Annotated in this window: 13 protein-coding genes; 7 read left to right on the top strand and 6 right to left on the bottom strand. The window is 69.1% G+C overall.

Annotated elements, in window-relative coordinates:
* Window positions 1–51: 51 nt before the first annotated feature.
* Entirely contained in the window at window positions 52–1170 is a 1119-nt protein-coding gene (locus QQK25_RS14550; RefSeq protein ID WP_284188565.1) for a LysM peptidoglycan-binding domain-containing protein, read from the bottom strand.
* A 181-nt stretch (window positions 1171–1351) separates the two neighbouring features.
* Between QQK25_RS14550 and def the strand changes: the two genes are divergently transcribed.
* The 3 genes from def (at window position 1352) to htpX (ending at window position 3713) form a co-directional block, all read left to right on the top strand.
* Complete coding sequence (gene def, locus QQK25_RS14545) at window positions 1352–1855, top strand: peptide deformylase (RefSeq protein ID WP_284188564.1); 504 nt, start codon at window positions 1352–1354, stop codon at window positions 1853–1855.
* Window positions 1855–2790 (top strand): methionyl-tRNA formyltransferase, encoded by a 936-nt coding sequence (gene fmt, locus QQK25_RS14540; protein ID WP_284188563.1) that lies wholly within the window; start codon window positions 1855–1857, stop codon window positions 2788–2790. The genes def and fmt overlap by 1 nt, the downstream gene beginning before the upstream one ends.
* 71 nt (window positions 2791–2861) lie before the next feature.
* Window positions 2862–3713, top strand: coding sequence for a zinc metalloprotease HtpX (gene htpX / locus QQK25_RS14535; RefSeq protein ID WP_284188562.1), 852 nt, complete (start codon window positions 2862–2864; stop codon window positions 3711–3713).
* Window positions 3714–3791: 78 nt separating this feature from the next.
* On the opposite strand, the gene QQK25_RS14530 is transcribed toward htpX, so the two are convergent.
* Together QQK25_RS14530 and QQK25_RS14525 are read right to left on the bottom strand one after the other, a co-directional pair.
* The gene (locus QQK25_RS14530; RefSeq protein WP_284188561.1) at window positions 3792–5195 is read right to left on the bottom strand and encodes a bacteriohemerythrin; all 1404 of its coding nucleotides are present in this window, start codon (window positions 5193–5195) and stop codon (window positions 3792–3794) included.
* A complete protein-coding gene (locus QQK25_RS14525; RefSeq protein ID WP_284188560.1) occupies window positions 5192–9799 on the bottom strand; it encodes a PAS domain S-box protein in 4608 nt (1535 codons plus the stop codon). Before QQK25_RS14525 ends, QQK25_RS14530 begins: the two co-directional genes overlap by 4 nt.
* Window positions 9800–10202: 403 nt before the next feature.
* Here QQK25_RS14525 and mnmG point away from each other — a divergent pair, with 403 nt between their 5' ends.
* The 4 genes from mnmG to QQK25_RS14505 are packed head-to-tail and all read left to right on the top strand — an operon-like array spanning window position 10203 to window position 14381.
* A complete protein-coding gene (mnmG, locus tag QQK25_RS14520) occupies window positions 10203–12107 on the top strand; it encodes a tRNA uridine-5-carboxymethylaminomethyl(34) synthesis enzyme MnmG (RefSeq protein WP_284188559.1) in 1905 nt (634 codons plus the stop codon).
* Entirely contained in the window at window positions 12104–12733 is a 630-nt protein-coding gene (rsmG, locus tag QQK25_RS14515) for a 16S rRNA (guanine(527)-N(7))-methyltransferase RsmG (RefSeq protein WP_284188558.1), read from the top strand. The genes mnmG and rsmG overlap by 4 nt, the downstream gene beginning before the upstream one ends.
* A gap of 2 nt (window positions 12734–12735) precedes the next feature.
* On the top strand, window positions 12736–13503 hold the full coding sequence (locus tag QQK25_RS14510; protein WP_153163332.1) for a ParA family protein: 768 nt from the start codon (window positions 12736–12738) through the stop codon (window positions 13501–13503).
* A gap of 11 nt (window positions 13504–13514) precedes the next feature.
* Window positions 13515–14381 carry a ParB/RepB/Spo0J family partition protein gene (locus tag QQK25_RS14505; protein WP_284188557.1) on the top strand — a complete coding sequence of 289 codons (867 nt, stop codon included), beginning with the start codon at window positions 13515–13517 and terminating at the stop codon, window positions 14379–14381.
* Window positions 14382–14418: 37 nt separating this feature from the next.
* On the opposite strand, the gene QQK25_RS14500 is transcribed toward QQK25_RS14505, so the two are convergent.
* The 3 genes from QQK25_RS14500 to QQK25_RS14490 form a co-directional block, all read right to left on the bottom strand.
* Window positions 14419–14646: a hypothetical protein gene (locus tag QQK25_RS14500; protein ID WP_153163652.1), complete on the bottom strand. Its 228-nt coding sequence runs from the start codon at window positions 14644–14646 to the stop codon at window positions 14419–14421.
* Window positions 14647–14649: 3 nt separating this feature from the next.
* Window positions 14650–14862 (bottom strand): hypothetical protein, encoded by a 213-nt coding sequence (locus QQK25_RS14495; RefSeq protein WP_153163651.1) that lies wholly within the window; start codon window positions 14860–14862, stop codon window positions 14650–14652.
* A 91-nt stretch (window positions 14863–14953) separates the two neighbouring features.
* A partial coding sequence (locus QQK25_RS14490) for an SPOR domain-containing protein (RefSeq protein ID WP_284188556.1) occupies window positions 14954–15321 on the bottom strand: 368 nt, incomplete at its 5' end.

The raw sequence follows: 15321 nt of genomic DNA, 5'->3' as shown, positions 1-15321 counted from the left end.
GCAGACGCACCGGCGCGGCGGGATCGGCCCGCGCGGGATTGAACCAGCGCGTCAGGGCTTGCGGACGCTGTCGGCCACGGCCACCGGGCCGTCGTTGTCCATCACGAGGGCGTAGGCGATGCGGTCGAACACCCGGAACACGAACACCAGCCCGTAGCGCTGCTCGGGCAGCTTGAACTGCTGGGGCCGGCCGACGTTGTCTTCCCGGTAGAGGGTTTCGCCGCGGTTGCGGTGGAGGGACAGCACGTGGCCGATCTCGATGCCCTCGCGCTTGCCAAGGCTGATCGACACCACGTTGTAGCGGCCGGCTTCGGCCACGCCGTTGTAGATCGACACGACCCGGCCGTTCATCGCGGTGGCGGGCGCATGGGGCACGTAGCTCAGGAGCTCCGGCCGGCCGGCGGGCAGCAGGCGGTCGCCCTTGCCGATCTCCATCTTGGCGGCGGTGATGGTCAGGCTGGCTGGCACCGGCAGGCGGGCCTTGTCGCTATCGCCAGACGCCGCATCGGGCGAGGGGAGGCCCGCTTCGGCGGTCACCCGGGCACGGCCAAGGTAGGTGGCTTCGTAACCGAGGATCTCGCCGGTCACCGGTTCGACAAGCGGCTTGGCCTTGCGATAGACGTTCCAGTCGTAGATGCCGGGCAGCACGCGGGTGGCGAAGATCGTGTCGCCGGCGCCGGTGAACACACGGCCTTCCTGGGTGGCGACGATGATGCCGGCGTCGGTGTCCTGCTGGTCGTTGACCACCAGCGGCTCGGACAGGAAGGGCTGGATCGCGCGCACCGGGATGCTCTGGATCGCGCTCCTGGCGGGCTCGGAATACACCTGCGGGAAGCGCTTCTCGTAGAGCGCGCGGTCGCTGCCGCCGGCGCCGATGCGCTTGCCGATCTTGAGCGTCGGCGTCGCACCGCTGCGATCGAGGACGACGATCTGGCCCGGGTAGATGAGGTGCGGGTTGTGGATTTCCTCGCGGTTCAGGCGCCAGACTTCGGGCCAGCGCCAGGGCTCCTTCAGGAACTTGCCGGAGATGCCCCACAGGGTATCGCCGGGCACCACCACGTGGCTGTCGGGCGCGTCGTCGGCCAGACGGATCGGGTTGGTTGCACCGACACCCGCCGGAACCAGGGCAGCGACGCCGATGAGGAGGGCAGATATAATGCTGCGAATCATTCGTTTTCCACTCGCTTTCGGCGGATTGCTTTGCCGCGACATAACCGGCCGCTCAGGCGGTTGCCTCAGGCGGTTATTTTGGCGGTCGAGTTGGCGGAGCCGGGTGCGTGCCGCGCCAAGACGCGAGCATCGCAGATTTGGCTCAAAATTCTGCACGTAAAGTGTTCATCCGGCAACATTTATGGCCCTTCTACCCATTCTCCGCTACCCCGACCCCCGCCTGCACACGCGCGCCGCGCCGGTGCGCGAGGTGACCGACGCCATCCGCAAGCTGATCGCCGACATGGCCGAGACGATGTACGAAGCCCCGGGCATCGGCCTCGCCGCCACCCAGGTGGACGTACACAAGCGCGTGGTGGTGATCGACGTGTCCGAAGACAAGTCCGGTCTCCTGGCGCTCATCAACCCCGAGATCATCGCCCGATCGGGCGAGCAGGTCTGTGAAGAAGGTTGTCTGTCGGTGCCCGGCATCTACGACAAGGTCAGCCGGTCCGAAAAGGTCACCGTGCGCGCCCTCAACCAGCAGGGTGAGTCCTTCGACCTGGACGCCGAGGGCCTGCTCGCGGTGTGCATCCAGCACGAGATCGATCACCTCGACGGCAAGGTCTTCGTCGAATACCTCTCCCAGCTCAAGCAGACCCGCATCAAGGGCAAGCTCGCCAAGAAAGCCCGGATCACCGCCTGATGAAAGTCGCCTTCGCCGGAACCCCCGAATTCGCCGCCTCGGCCCTGGAGGCGATCCTCGCCGCCGGCTTCGAGGTGCCCCTCGTCCTCACCCAGCCGGACCGCCCGGCCGGCCGCGGCATGCAGCTGCAGCCGAGCCCGGTCAAGCAGGTGGCGCTGGCCGCCGGCATTCCGGTGCATCAGCCCGAAAAGCTGCGCACGCCCGAACAGCAGGCGCCGCTCGCCGCCGTTCAGTGCGACGTGCTGGTGGTGGCCGCCTACGGGATCATCCTGCCCCAGGCGGTGCTCGACCTGCCCCGCTACGGCTGCCTCAACATCCACGCCTCGCTGCTGCCCCGCTGGCGCGGCGCGGCGCCGATCCACCGGGCCATCGAAGCCGGCGACGCGGAAACCGGCATCACCATCATGCAGATGGACGCCGGCCTCGACACCGGCCCGATGCTGATGAAGCGCGTGGAGCCGATCCAGCCCGACGACACCACCGGCAGCCTCCACGACCGCCTGGCGTGGGTCGGCGCCGAGCTGATCGTCGAAGCCCTCGAAGCCCTGCCCGCCGGCAAGCTCACGGCCACGCCCCAGCCGGCCGAAGGCGTCTCCTACGCCGCCAAGATCGGCAAGGCCGAGGCCGCGGTGGACTGGACCCGTCCGGCCATCGAGATCGAACGGGCGGTGCGCGCCTTCAATCCCTTCCCCGGCGCGCTGGCCAGCTTCGACGGCACGCCGGTCAAGCTGTGGCGCGCCCGCGCCATCGACGCCACCGGCACGCCGGGCGAAGTCCTGCTGGCCGAAGGGGCCGGCGTGATCGTCGCCTGCGGCGAAGGCGCCCTGTGCGTCACCGAGCTGCAAAAGCCCGGCGCACGCCGCCTGCCCGCCGCGGATTTCCTGCGCGGCATGCCGATTGCGGCCGGCAGCCGCTTCGATCTGGCCACCGGCTGATTGAATTTTTTGCGAACTCCCCCATCTAACCCTTCGCTTTCCGCTTAACTTCGAAAGGACGGATACCCGCAATGCTCGGCAACTGGCTCAAGACCTCGATCCTGATGGCCGGAATCATCGCCCTGTTCGGGGCGATCGGCGCCATGATCGGCGGCAAGTCGGGGATGCTCATGGCGCTCGTCTTCGGCGGCGCGATGAACATCTTCTCGTACTGGTTCTCGGACAAGATGGTGCTGCGCATGTACAACGCGCAGGAAGTGGACGAAACCAGCTCGCCCTACCTCTACAACATGGTCCGCGAACTGGCCGGCCGCGCCCAGCTGCCGATGCCCAAGGTCTACATCATCCACGAAGACCAGCCCAACGCCTTTGCCACCGGCCGCAACCCCGAGAACGCTGCCGTTGCAGCCACCACCGGCATCCTGCAGATGCTCTCCGAGCGCGAGCTGCGCGGCGTGATGGCCCACGAGCTGGCCCACGTGAAGCACCGGGACATCCTGATCTCCACCATCTCGGCCACCATGGCCGGTGCCATCTCGGCCCTGGCCAACTTTGCGGTGATGTTCGGCGGCCGCGACGAGGAAGGCCGCCCGGCCAACCCGATCGCCGGCATTGCGGTGGCCCTGCTCGCCCCGCTGGCCGCCAGCCTGATCCAGATGGCGATCTCCCGCGCCCGCGAGTTCGAGGCCGACCGGGGCGGCGCCGAGATCGCCGGCGACCCGAATGCCCTGGCCGACGCGCTGATGAAGATCGACGCCTTCGCTCGCGGCATTCCGATGCCCACCGCCGAAGCCCACCCGGAAACCGGCCAGATGATGATCATGAACCCGCTCTCCGGCGGCGGCCTGCGTGGCCTGTTCAGCACCCACCCGGCCACCGAGGAGCGCGTCGCGCGCCTGCGCGCCCTGGCCCGCGGCGGCTGATCCCGCATCACCCAACAAAAAACCCGGCCTGGCGCCGGGTTTTTTGTCGTCTGCCGCATGCCTTCCGGGAGCCGGGACTCACTCGATCGGCAGCACCACGCGGAAACGGCTGCCCTTGCCCGGCGCGCTGTCCACCTCGATATGCCCGCCGTGCTGGCTGACGATGCGGTAGGTGGACGACAGGCCCAGGCCCCGCCCCTGCCCCACCGCGCGGGTGGTGAAGAAGGGCTCGAAGACCCGCGCCCGGGTCGCCTCGTCCATGCCGCAGCCGGTGTCTTCCACATCCACCACCAGATGCTCGCCGGTCTTGCCGGCGCGTACCGTGATGGTGCCGGGCTCGCCGCCGAGGGCCCGGCTGGCGTTGTCCAGCAGGGCCTTGAAGGCCTCGCCCAGCAGGGTCTGGTTGACCGCCGGCGTGGGCAGCGAGCCATAGCCGCGGCGCACCTGCTGGCCCGGACGCCGCCCGGCGGCAGTGGCCGCGATGGCCGCGTCGAGGAGGCCCTCGATGGAAGCCGGCGCCGTCTCCATCGGCCCTGGCGCCGCAAAACCCTGCAGCGCATGGACGATGTCACCCACCCGCGCGAGCCCGCGATGGGATTCGTCCACCAGTTTGGGCAGGTCTTCGCGGATGTAATCGAGGTCGGCCTCGGCGCGGGCGGCCTGCCAGGCGCCGTTGCCGGCAGCCAGCCGATCAGCGGTATTCACCAGCGCCAGCAGCCGTTCGGCGTACTCGCGCAGGGCGCCCAGGTTGGCGGCCACATAGCCGAGGGGGTTGTTGATCTCGTGGGCGACGCCGGCCGCCAGTTGCCCCACTGCGGCCAGCTTGTCGGCCTCCAGCAGGCGCTGCTGGGTGTGGCGCAGATCGCGGTTGGCGGTGGTGAGCTGGGCGGTGCGCTCGGCCACCCGCTGCTCCAGGCTGGCGTTGATCCGGCCCAGCTCGTGGTTGCGCTCGGCCACCAGGCCCAGCAGGCTGCGCACGGCGCCGATCAGCGCGGCGTTGCCGGGGTCGGCGCTGTGGCCGGTCTCGGCCTCGTAGGCTTCGGCTGCCGTGGCACCGGCTTCCATCGCCCGCAGCTGGCGGGCCATGGACTGGTCGGTGTCGAGGATGTGGAAGGTGAGCCAGCTGGTGACGAAGGTGTACAGCGCCGGGACGACCTGGGTCGCGTCGCTGGCGCCGCGCATCGCCTCGACCTGGGCGACGAAATCCGCGTGGGCGTGCCGGTGGCCGTCCAGGTGCCGGGCGTCGATGCCGGCCTGCGTCATCAGCGCCTCTTCGGTGGCAAAGTGATGGACGGCGTAGCGCGCCAGGCCGTCGAGCACGTGGGCGAGTTCGCCGGGCTTGATGTCGGCCCCGCCGACCGCCCGCTGGGCCAGCGCATTGACCAGATCGACCAGCTTGTGATGCTGGCCGTCCACCTCGCCAAAACCGGTCTCGAAGTAGTCGGCCCACTGGAACGGTGCAAACCGGGCTGGCTGGCTCATGGGGCATCTTCCTCCTGGGGCAGGCGCTGCCGCAGGGCGGTCAGCAGGGGCTGCAGGGCGCGCACCAGCCGGGCCACCGGACGTGCCGCAGCTTCGGCATCGCCGCCCGCGCGGATCGCCGTGCATACGTCGGCAGCCATCTCGAAAACCTTCAGGGCGCCGATGTTGCCGGCCGAGCCCTTGAGGGCGTGGGCGAGGTGTTCCACGTCGTTGAGCCGGCCTTCGGCGAGGGCGCGTTCGAGTTTCGGCCCGGCGTCGCCCTGGGTGCTGACGAAGGTGCGCAGGATGCGCAGATAGGTTGGCCATCTTCCGCGGACGACGCTCACCCCGCGGGTGCAGTCGAGGCCGTCGATGCCCGCCAGCGCCGTGCGCCAGTCGATGCTCGCGGCGTCGGCGGCGATCGGCGGCCGGGGCTGGCCGACCCACTTGAAGATCACCCCGTGCAAGGTCTCCGGCTCCACCGGCTTGGCCACGAAATCGTTCATGCCGACGGCAAAGCAGGCGGCCTGATCCTCATCGAATGCATTGGCGGTCATGGCGATGATGGGCGTGCGCGCCAGCGTCGGCATCTGACGGATGCGGCGGGTCGCCTCGAGGCCATCCATCACCGGCATCTGCATGTCCATCAGGATCAGGTCGTAGCGGTTGGCGGCCACCAGCGCCACGGCCTCCTGCCCGTTGGCGGCCCGGTCGATGACGAGGCCCAGATCAGAGAGCATCTCGATGGCGACCTCCTGGTTGAGCAGGTTGTCCTCGACCAGCAGCACCCGGGCGCCGCGCACGTGACCCGCGCCGCCCTGGGGCGCGGCGGGCAGGCTGACCGCCGGCATGCTGGCGCCCGGCCGGCGCTGCAGGCGGGCGGTGAACCAGAAGGTGCTGCCCCGGCCGGGCTCGCTTTCCACGCCGACGTCGCCGCCCATCAGGGCGGCCAGATGGCGGGTGAGCGACAACCCGAGGCCGGTGCCGCCGTACTTGCGGGTGGTCGAGGCGTCGGCCTGCTCGAAGGAGCGGAACAGCCGGGCAAGCTGCTCGGATGCGATGCCGATGCCGCTGTCGCTCACTTCGAAGCGCACCAGCAGGGTGTCGTCGTCTTCGGACACCACCCGGGCACGCAGGCTGACGCCGCCGTGCTCGGTGAACTTGACCGCATTGCTCAGGTAGTTGAGCAGGGCCTGGCGCAGCCGGGTGACGTCGCCGCGCAGCACCGGCGGCAGGCCGTCGGTGTCGGATTCGAACTTTAGCCGGCGGGCCACCAGGCGGTCGTGGATGAGCGAGTGGGCCTGGTCGAAGAGGGCTTCGGGCGAGAAATCCACGGCTTCGAGCTGCAGCTTGCCGGCTTCGACCTTCGACAGGTCGAGGATGTCGTTGATGAGCGCCAGCAGATGGCTGCCGGCCTGGCGGATGCGGGTCAGGCGATCTTCCTGCTCCTGGCTGAGGGGGCTGCGTTCGAGCATCCGGGCCTGGCCGAGGATGGCGTTCATCGGGGTACGGATCTCGTGGCTCATGTTGGCCAGGAAGGCGCTCTTGGCACGGCTGGCCGCCTCGGCCCGCTCGGAGGCTTCGGCCAGCTGGGCGGTGCGCTGGGTCACCAGATCTTCGAGATGGTGGCGGTAGTGCTCCAGCTGGGCATCGAGCCGGCGCATCTCGGTGATGTCGAAGAAGGTCATCAGGAAGCTGTCGCCCACCGGCGCGCCGGACACCAGCATGGTCCGCCGCTCGCCGTTCCTGCAGGTGACCTCACGCTCCACCGGCTCGATGCGGCGCTCGGCGCCTTCGCGCACGCGCTGGCTCAAGTGCTGCCCCTCCACCTGCTGCCGGTAGGCGGGGTCGGGATAGGCGAGACGCAGCCAGTCGGCCACCGTCGGCACCTCGTCGCGGGTGTAGCCGAAGGTTTCGATGAAGCAGCGGTTCACATCGCCCACGCTGTCGTCGGCATGAACAAAGCTCAGGGGCAGCGGCGCCATCTCGAAAAGCTGACGGAAACGCGCCTCGCTCTCCCGCAGGGCGCTCTCTTCCCGATGTCTGGCGATGGCGATGGCCGCCAGATGGGTGGCGATCGCCACCTGCTCGAAGGTCAGCGCATCGGGTTCGGAGGGCTCGTCGGGATAAAGGGCGAAGGTGCCCAGCACGCGCCCCTCGCGACTGAAGATCGGCCACGACCAGCAGGCCACCAGCCCGTAGGCTGCGGCCAGCCCCGCGAAATCGGCCCACAGGGGATCGGTGGCGATCTCGCGCACGATCACCGTCTGGCCACGCCAGGCGGCAGTGCCGCAGGAGCCGACGGCTTCGCCGATGGCCACCCCGTCCACCGCCCGCAGGTAGCCCTCGGGCAGCTGCCGCGCGGCACCGTGGCGCAGATGGACGCCGTCCGGATCGAGCAGCAGGACCGACGCCCGCACCCGCGACAGACGAGCCTCGACGCCCCACAGCAGCACGTCCAGGGTTTCGGCGAGGGAAGCGCCGGAGGCCACCTTCTCGAGCACCCGGCGCTGGGCCTCGAGGGACAGCTCGATGGTCTTCTGGGCGGAGATGTCGGTCAGCGAGCCGACGATCTCGCAACAGCCGTCGTCCAGGGCCGGGCCTCGGCTCAGCTCGTCCCGCAGCCACACGTAGCCACCGCGGCCGTGGGCAAAGCGATACGCCTGGGCCACGCGCTCGCCGCTCGCCGCAACCTCCGTGGCACGGGTTGTCTTCAGCCGGTCGTCGGGGTGCAGGTTGTCCCACCACCATCCGGGCCGCAAAGTCTCTTCGAGGGAATAGCCCAGGACGCGCTGGACGTTGGCGCTGGCGGTGATCGGCACCACTTCGCCCTGGGGTGTCACCCGCAGGCTGTAGAGCACGGTGGGGCTGGTCTCGACGAGGTTCTGCAGCTGCCGTTCGGTAACGCGCTGGCGCTTCTCGGCGACTTCCCGCTCGCGGCGGTCGCGCAGCACCCGCAGGCCGAACAGGATGTCACCGCCCAGCTCGGCGAGCAAGCGCACCTCCTCCTCGTCGAAGGCCCCCGGCGCCGACGAGGCCACGTACAACACCCCCACCGAGCGGTCTTCGGCGCGCAGCGGCAGCGCGCACATCGCCGCCCCCGCCGGCAGGCCCTCGGCCCAGCCGGCCAGCAGCGGGTTGGCGGACAGATCGCGCCAGATGGTCGGCCGGTCCGCTTCCGGCGTGGCGGGAAAGCTGTCCAGCCGTCCGACATGGCCACAACCCGCGCCGAAGATCTGCCCATCCACCGGCAGCCCGCAGTCGGCCGCGCAGTCGAACTTCGCCGCAGCCAGCAGATAGCCGCCGAAGGCCACCATCAGCCCGCACACCTCATCCAGCAGCCGGGCGGGATCGGTGGCGCGCGCCACCGCCTGATTGCATTCGCTGATCGTGTGCAAGGCCGCGTTGGCGCGCCGGAGCCGGCTCTCCGCCAGCTTGCTGTCGGTGATGTCGCTCCAGATCACCGCCACGTAGCGCCGCTCGCCCCGCAGGCGGATACCGCGGCCGCTCACCCGCACGTCGCGCACCGAACCATCCCGGTGCCGATGGCGTGTCTCAAGCACATGACCGGTCGGCCCGATCATTCTGGCAACCCCCGCAGCAATCTCCTCCGGCGTCAGCAGGCAGTCGATGTCGCGGACATCCAGCCGGGCAAACTCCTCGCGGGAATAGCCCAGATTGCGATGGCACGCGTCATTGAACTCGACGAAGCACCGGCTCTCGACATCCATCAGCGCGATCGAATCGGCAGCCTGGCTGACGATGCTGGAGAAGATCGCCTCCCGCTCGCGCAGGGCTTGCTGGGCCCGACGCGCCTCGCCGATGTCGCGCCCCACGGCGAGCACGCCGATCAGGCCGCCCTGCTGGTCGAACATCGGCGTCTTGATGATCTCCAGCAGCTCCCGGTGCCCGTCGTCGGCAAAGCGCACTTCCTGCTCGCTGCGCTGGGCGCAGCCGGCGTGGATCGCGGCCAGATCGCTCTGGCGGAAGCTGTCGGCCAAGTCCCAGGCCATGAAGTCGTAATCGGTGTGGCCGATCACCGCCTCTTCCGGCGCGCCCATCAGGCGCTCGAAGCGGTGGTTGCAGGCCAGGAAGGTGCCGTCCGGGTCCTTCAGCCACACCAGATCCGGCAGCGCGCGGATCAGCGCCGGCGCCAGCCATGCCCGCCCGGCCGGCGCGGGCTCGTGGGCGGCCGCCTTCAGGGCCGCGGCAACCCGCTCCGGGTCGAGCAGCCCGACCACCCGGCCGGCGTCATCCACCACCAGCACCGGGCGGGGCGCGGCGCCCGCGCCCAGCCGCGCCACGACGAGCTGGAGGTTTTCCCCCAGCACAGCGTAGCGGTGCGACGTATCCATGACCTCGCCGACGGTCTGCCCGGCGGGATCGCCCGCCAGCACCGCGCGCAGCACATCCTGCCCGCCCAGGCTGCCCACCGGCTTGTCGCCATCGACGACGACCAGCCACGCCACCGCCCTGGCCACCATGCGGCGGGCCGCCTCGGCGAGGGCACACTCGGTCGGAACGACCTCGACGGGAAGGCACATCGCCTCGACGAGACGGGGCTCGGCGCTCCCGTTCGGGAGCGTCGGCAGGCAAAGTGCAGAAGAAAAACCAGTAGCGGTCACGAAGGAGTGTGGGGGCCGGTTGCGCCGGATCACGAGTCCGACTCGCGCGCGGGCCTACCTGGCTGAGTCCATAAGTGAACCCTTAACGGCTTCCCGTGCGCGGCATTGAGTCGACCTGATGCATGCGCTACCGGCAACGCCGTCGGCCGCCAGCCTCGCCTCAGTCACGGGAGAAGCAGGCCGACAATTTGTTCGACGCACCACGAAACGGCCGAAATCACCGGCACCCCGTCCGCACCCTGCCTCCGGCACCCCGGCGAGGGCCATCCGGCCAACCCGAAAAACGCCGATAAGCCGTTGTAAATCCGCCGTTTTTCCCGGCCTGCGCGACGCACGGCGCTGTATTTTTGCAGCGCAAGGTCGTATCATTCGGCTCCCCCGATTCACCATTTCCCGGTTTTCCATGCTCCATCCCACCCGATTCGACGTGATCGTTGTCGGCGGCGGCCATGCCGGCACCGAAGCCGCACTGGCGGCCGCGCGGGCCGGGTGCGCCACCCTGCTGCTCACCCACAACATCGAAACCCTCGGCCAGATGAGCTGCAACCCGTCCATCGGCGGCATCGGCAAGGGGCATCTGGTGAAGGAGGTGGACGCCCTGGGCGGCGCGATGGCCGCGGCCACCGACGAAGGCGGCATCCAGTTCCGCATCCTCAACGCCAGCAAGGGCCCCGCCGTGCGCGCCACCCGCGCCCAGGCCGACCGTGTGCTGTACAAGGCCGCCATCCGCAAACGCCTCGAGAACCAGCCCAACCTGTGGCTGTTCCAGCAGGCGGTGGACGACCTCACCGTGGTGGGCGACCGGGTCACCGGCGTCGTCACCCAGATCGGCCTGCGCTTCGAGGCCCCCGCGGTGGTGCTCACCGCCGGCACCTTCCTCAATGGCCTGATCCACGTGGGCCTGCAAAACTATTCCGCCGGCCGCGCGGGCGACCCGCCGGCGATCAGCCTCGGACAGCGCCTGAAGGAACTCGCCCTGCCCCAGGGCCGCCTCAAGACGGGTACGCCGCCGCGCCTCGACGCCCGCACCATCGACTTCTCGGTGATGGAAGAGCAACCCGGCGACAACCCGGTGCCGGTGTTCAGCTTCCTCGGCAAGGCCAGCCAGCACCCGCGCCAGCTGCCGTGCTGGATCACCAACACCAACAGCCGCACCCACGACATCATCCGCGCCAACCTGGATCGCTCGCCGATGTACTCCGGCGTGATCGAAGGCGTGGGCCCGCGCTACTGCCCGAGCATCGAAGACAAGATCCACCGCTTCGCCGACAAGGACAGCCACCACGTCTTCCTCGAGCCCGAAGGCCTCGACACCCACGAGATCTACCCCAACGGGATCTCCACCAGCCTGCCCTTCGACGTGCAGCTGGACATCGTGCGCTCCATCAAGGGGCTGGAGAACTGCCACATCCTGCGCCCCGGCTACGCCATCGAGTACGACTACTTCGACCCGCGCAACCTCAAGTCCAGCCTCGAGACCAAATCCATCGGCGGGCTGTTCTTCGCCGGCCAGATCAACGGCACCACCGGCTACGAAGAAGCCGCCGCCCAAGGCCTGCTGGCCGGCATCAACGCCGCGCTGCAGGTGAAGGGCCAGGACGCCTGGTGCCCGCGCCGCGACGAGGCGTATCTTGGCGTGCTGGTGGATGACCTCATCACCCGCGGCGTCTCCGAGCCCTACCGGATGTTCACCTCCCGCGCCGAATACCGCCTCAGCCTGCGCGAGGACAACGCGGATCTGCGCCTCACCGAAACCGGCCGCAAGCTGGGCCTGGTGGACGACGAGCGCTGGGCCGCCTTCTGCACAAAGCGCGAGGCCATCGAGCGCGAAACCGCGCGCCTGCGCGCAACCTGGGCGACGCCGGCCAAGGTGTCGGCCGAAGCCGCCGAGGCCGTGCTCGGCAAGTCCATCGAACGCGAATACAGCTACTTCGACCTGCTGCGCCGCCCGGGCGTGAGCTACGCCAGCCTGATGACCCTGCCTGGCGCGCCCGAAGCGCCCGAGGCCGACCCGCAGGTGGTCGAGCAGCTCGAGATCGCCGCCAAGTACCAGGGCTACATCGACCGCCAGCAGGACGAAGTCGCCCGTCAGCTGGATTCGGAAGCCACCCGCCTGCCGCCGGACCTCGACTACACCACCGTGCGTGGCCTGTCGAAGGAAGTCCAGCTGCGCCTCAACCAGCACAAGCCCGAAACCATCGGCCAGGCCGGCCGCATCCAGGGCATCACGCCGGCGGCCATCAGCCTGCTGCTGGTGTGGCTCAAGCGCGGCGAACTGGCCCGCGGCCGGGAGCCGAAATCCGCATGAGCACCATCCTCGAAAAAGGCATCGCCGCCCTCGGTCTCGATCTGCCCGCCGACGCGCCCGAAAAGCTCCTCGCCTTCGCCCGCCTGCTCATCAAGTGGAACAAGGTCTACAACCTCACCGCGATCCGCGACGAGGCCCAGGTCGTCACCCACCACCTGCTCGACTCCCTCTCCGTGCTGCCGCACATGGGCGGCATCGACCGGCTGGTGGATGTGGGCTCCGGCGGCGGCCTGCCCGGCGTGGTGCTGGCCATCTGCCGGCCCGAGCTGCAGGTGGATTCCGTCGAGACGGTGCAAAAAAAGGCCACCTTCCAGAACCAGGCCAAGATCGAACTCAAGCTGCCCAACTTCCGCGCACACCACGCGCGCATCGAAGCCTGGCAGCCGCCCTACGCGCCCGACGCCCCGGCCGGCATCATCTCCCGCGCCTTCGCCGATCTGGCCGACTTCGTGAACCTCACCGCCCATCTGGCCGGCCCCGAAACACGCATCCTCGCCATGAAAGGCGTTTATCCCGAGGACGAGATCGCCCGCATTCCGGCCGGTTTCGCGCTGGAACGCAGCCTTCCCCTCGACGTGCCCGGCCTTGGCGCCGAACGCCACCTCCTCATCGTGAAACGTACCTGAACATGGCCCGCATCTTCTGCATCGCCAACCAGAAAGGCGGCGTCGGCAAGACGACCACCTGCGTCAATCTGGCCGCCGGCCTCGCCACCGCCGGCCAGCGCGTGCTGCTCATCGACCTCGACCCCCAGGGCAACGCCACGATGGGCAGCGGCATCGACAAGCGCAGCCTCGGCAAGTCGATCTACCACGTGCTGGTGGGCCTCAGCACCGTCACCGACGCCTGCGTGCGCAGCGAATCCGGCGGCTACGACGTGCTGCCCGCCAATCGCGACCTGGCCGGCGCCGAAGTCGAGCTGGTCGCCCTCGACCGCCGCGAGAATCGCCTGCGCGACGCCCTCGCGCTGCACCGCGCCGAGTACGACTTCGTGCTCATCGACTGCCCGCCGTCCCTGTCGCTGCTCACCCTCAACGGGCTGTGCGTGGCCCACGGGGTCATCATCCCGATGCAGTGCGAGTACTACGCCCTCGAGGGCCTGTCCGATCTGGTCAATTCGATCAAGAAGGTCCACGCCAACCTCAACCGCGACCTGTCGATCATCGGCCTGCTGCGGGTGATGTTCGACCCGCGGGTGACGCTGCAGCAGCAGGTCTCGGCCCAGCTCGAAAGCCACTTCGGCGACAAGGTGTTCAAGACCATCGTGCCGCGCAACGTGCGCCTCGCCGAAGCCCCCAGCCACGGCCTGCCCGGCGTGGTGTTCGACCGCAGCGCCAAGGGCGCCCAGGCCTACCTGGCCTTCGCCAAGGAAATGATCGCGCGGATCAAGACTTAACCGACCCCACCATGGCACCTCCCAAACTCAAAGGCCTCGGCCGCGGCCTCGACGCCCTCCTCGCCGCCAACACCGACGACGACGCGAAGAACGAAGGCGAACTCCAGGTGCTGCCCGCCAGCGAACTGTCGCCCGGCAAATACCAGCCGCGCACCCGGATGGACCCGGGCTCGCTGGAAGAGCTCGCCGCCTCGATCAAATCCCAGGGCGTGATGCAGCCGATCCTGGTGCGCCCCATCGGCGGCCAGTTCGATTCCGAACGCTACGAGATCATCGCCGGCGAACGCCGCTGGCGCGCCGCCCAGATCGCCGGACTGGTGAGCGTGCCCTGCCTGGTGCGCGCGATCCCCGACGAGGCCGCGCTGGCCATGTCGCTGATCGAGAACATCCAGCGCGAAGACCTCAACCCCCTCGAAGAAGCCGCCGGCATCCAGCGCCTGATCGAGGAATTCGGCATGACCCACCAGCAGGCCGCAGATGCCGTCGGGCGCTCCCGCCCGGCCGCCTCCAACCTGCTGCGCCTGCTGCAGCTAGCGCCCCAGGTGCAGGAACTGCTGATGGCCGGCGACATCGACATGGGCCACGCCCGGGCGCTGCTGCCGCTGGACGGCGCGGCGCAGGTCGGCCTCGCCAACCTCATCGCCGCCCGCGGGCTGTCGGTGCGCGAGGCCGAACGCCTCGTGCAGCACGAGCTCAATCCGAAGACGAAGCTCCCCGCGCCGGCACCCGACCGGGACATCCTGCGTCTGGAAGAAGAGATCGCCGATCGCCTGGGTGCGACCGTGAAGATCAAGGCCAACAAGAAGGGCGTTGGCGCGGTGACGATCCAGTTCGGCAACCTGGATCAACTCGACGGCCTGCTCGAAAAGCTGCGCTAGCCACCTGGGGCCTGCGCCCCGGCGGCCTTTCAGGCCTTCATTCGGATTCGCCGGAAACCGCCCCCGCCAGCCGTTGCAGCTGGCGGCTCATCGCGCGTTTCTCGGCCTGACGCTTCCCGCCCGTCGATTTGTCGTGGGGCCCGGCCTTGCGCTGCAGGGCCGGCACGACCAGCGGGTTGCGGGGCGATTTCGGCACGCCGCCCGGCCCTTTGTCGGGGCCGCGGAAGACCAGCTTCTGGCGGGTACCGAGAGTCCGGTTGGCCATGCTTCAGGCGTGGTGATGGGCGGCTTCGGCCGCCGCCACCTCGGCGAGGGTCGCCGCCTCGGTGAGGCCGGAGATCTCGGCAAAGCACCCGTCCAGCGGGCAGTTACGCCCCGGCGGACATTCGTGCTCGAACGCACACTGGCGTTGGGTCTGGTCGGTCAGGACCATCTCACGAACCGCTTCGCAACGGCTGATGGGGGAATCGATGAAGCTCATGGCGTCCTCCCTTTGGTTGATTTCAGTATAGCCAAAGGGTGCGAAATTTCCTTGCTAACAGCAGGGTTTTACATCCCTACGCACAAGGGCTTCAGCGCTGGACGACAGAGGGCTTGAGCTTGAGCGTACCGGCGATCCGCTCGGCGATGGAGCGGGCCTCGATGGCCGACGGGAAAGGCCCGACCCGCAGACGGAACTTGCCCTCGTAAGCCAGCACCGAGACCGACTCCTTCAGCCACTTGAGCTCATGCTCGACGAAGTTCTTGAAGTGCTCGGCAGTCCCGGCGGTACCAAAGGCCCCCAGCTGCAGGAAGACTTCGCTACCGACCCGCTCGGCCGGACGGCTTGCCGGCACAGGCACGGCTGAAACCGGCGCCGCTGCAGCCACGGCGAGCGGCTCGGCCGCCGGGCGGACAGGCTCCGCGGCCACCACGGGCTCGGGCGCGGGGGACGGACGCT

Source organism: Zoogloea oryzae, from assembly GCF_030161255.1.
Taxonomy (GTDB): Bacteria; Pseudomonadota; Gammaproteobacteria; order Burkholderiales; family Rhodocyclaceae; genus Zoogloea; species Zoogloea oryzae.
The sequence above is the reverse complement of the archived record's forward strand: the minus strand, read 5'-3'. Positions and strand labels throughout refer to the sequence as shown.

Coding starts and splice junctions, on each gene's coding strand:
- QQK25_RS14510 (WP_153163332.1), top strand. CDS start 12,736: ATGGCCCGCATCTTCTGCATCGCCAACCAGAAAGGCGGCGTCGGCAAG.
- mnmG (WP_284188559.1), top strand. CDS start 10,203: ATGCTCCATCCCACCCGATTCGACGTGATCGTTGTCGGCGGCGGCCAT.
- QQK25_RS14530 (WP_284188561.1), bottom strand. CDS start 5,195: ATGAGCCAGCCAGCCCGGTTTGCACCGTTCCAGTGGGCCGACTACTTC.
- htpX (WP_284188562.1), top strand. CDS start 2,862: ATGCTCGGCAACTGGCTCAAGACCTCGATCCTGATGGCCGGAATCATC.
- def (WP_284188564.1), top strand. CDS start 1,352: ATGGCCCTTCTACCCATTCTCCGCTACCCCGACCCCCGCCTGCACACG.
- QQK25_RS14495 (WP_153163651.1), bottom strand. CDS start 14,862: ATGAGCTTCATCGATTCCCCCATCAGCCGTTGCGAAGCGGTTCGTGAG.
- QQK25_RS14550 (WP_284188565.1), bottom strand. CDS start 1,170: ATGATTCGCAGCATTATATCTGCCCTCCTCATCGGCGTCGCTGCCCTG.
- fmt (WP_284188563.1), top strand. CDS start 1,855: ATGAAAGTCGCCTTCGCCGGAACCCCCGAATTCGCCGCCTCGGCCCTG.
- rsmG (WP_284188558.1), top strand. CDS start 12,104: ATGAGCACCATCCTCGAAAAAGGCATCGCCGCCCTCGGTCTCGATCTG.
- QQK25_RS14505 (WP_284188557.1), top strand. CDS start 13,515: ATGGCACCTCCCAAACTCAAAGGCCTCGGCCGCGGCCTCGACGCCCTC.
- QQK25_RS14500 (WP_153163652.1), bottom strand. CDS start 14,646: ATGGCCAACCGGACTCTCGGTACCCGCCAGAAGCTGGTCTTCCGCGGC.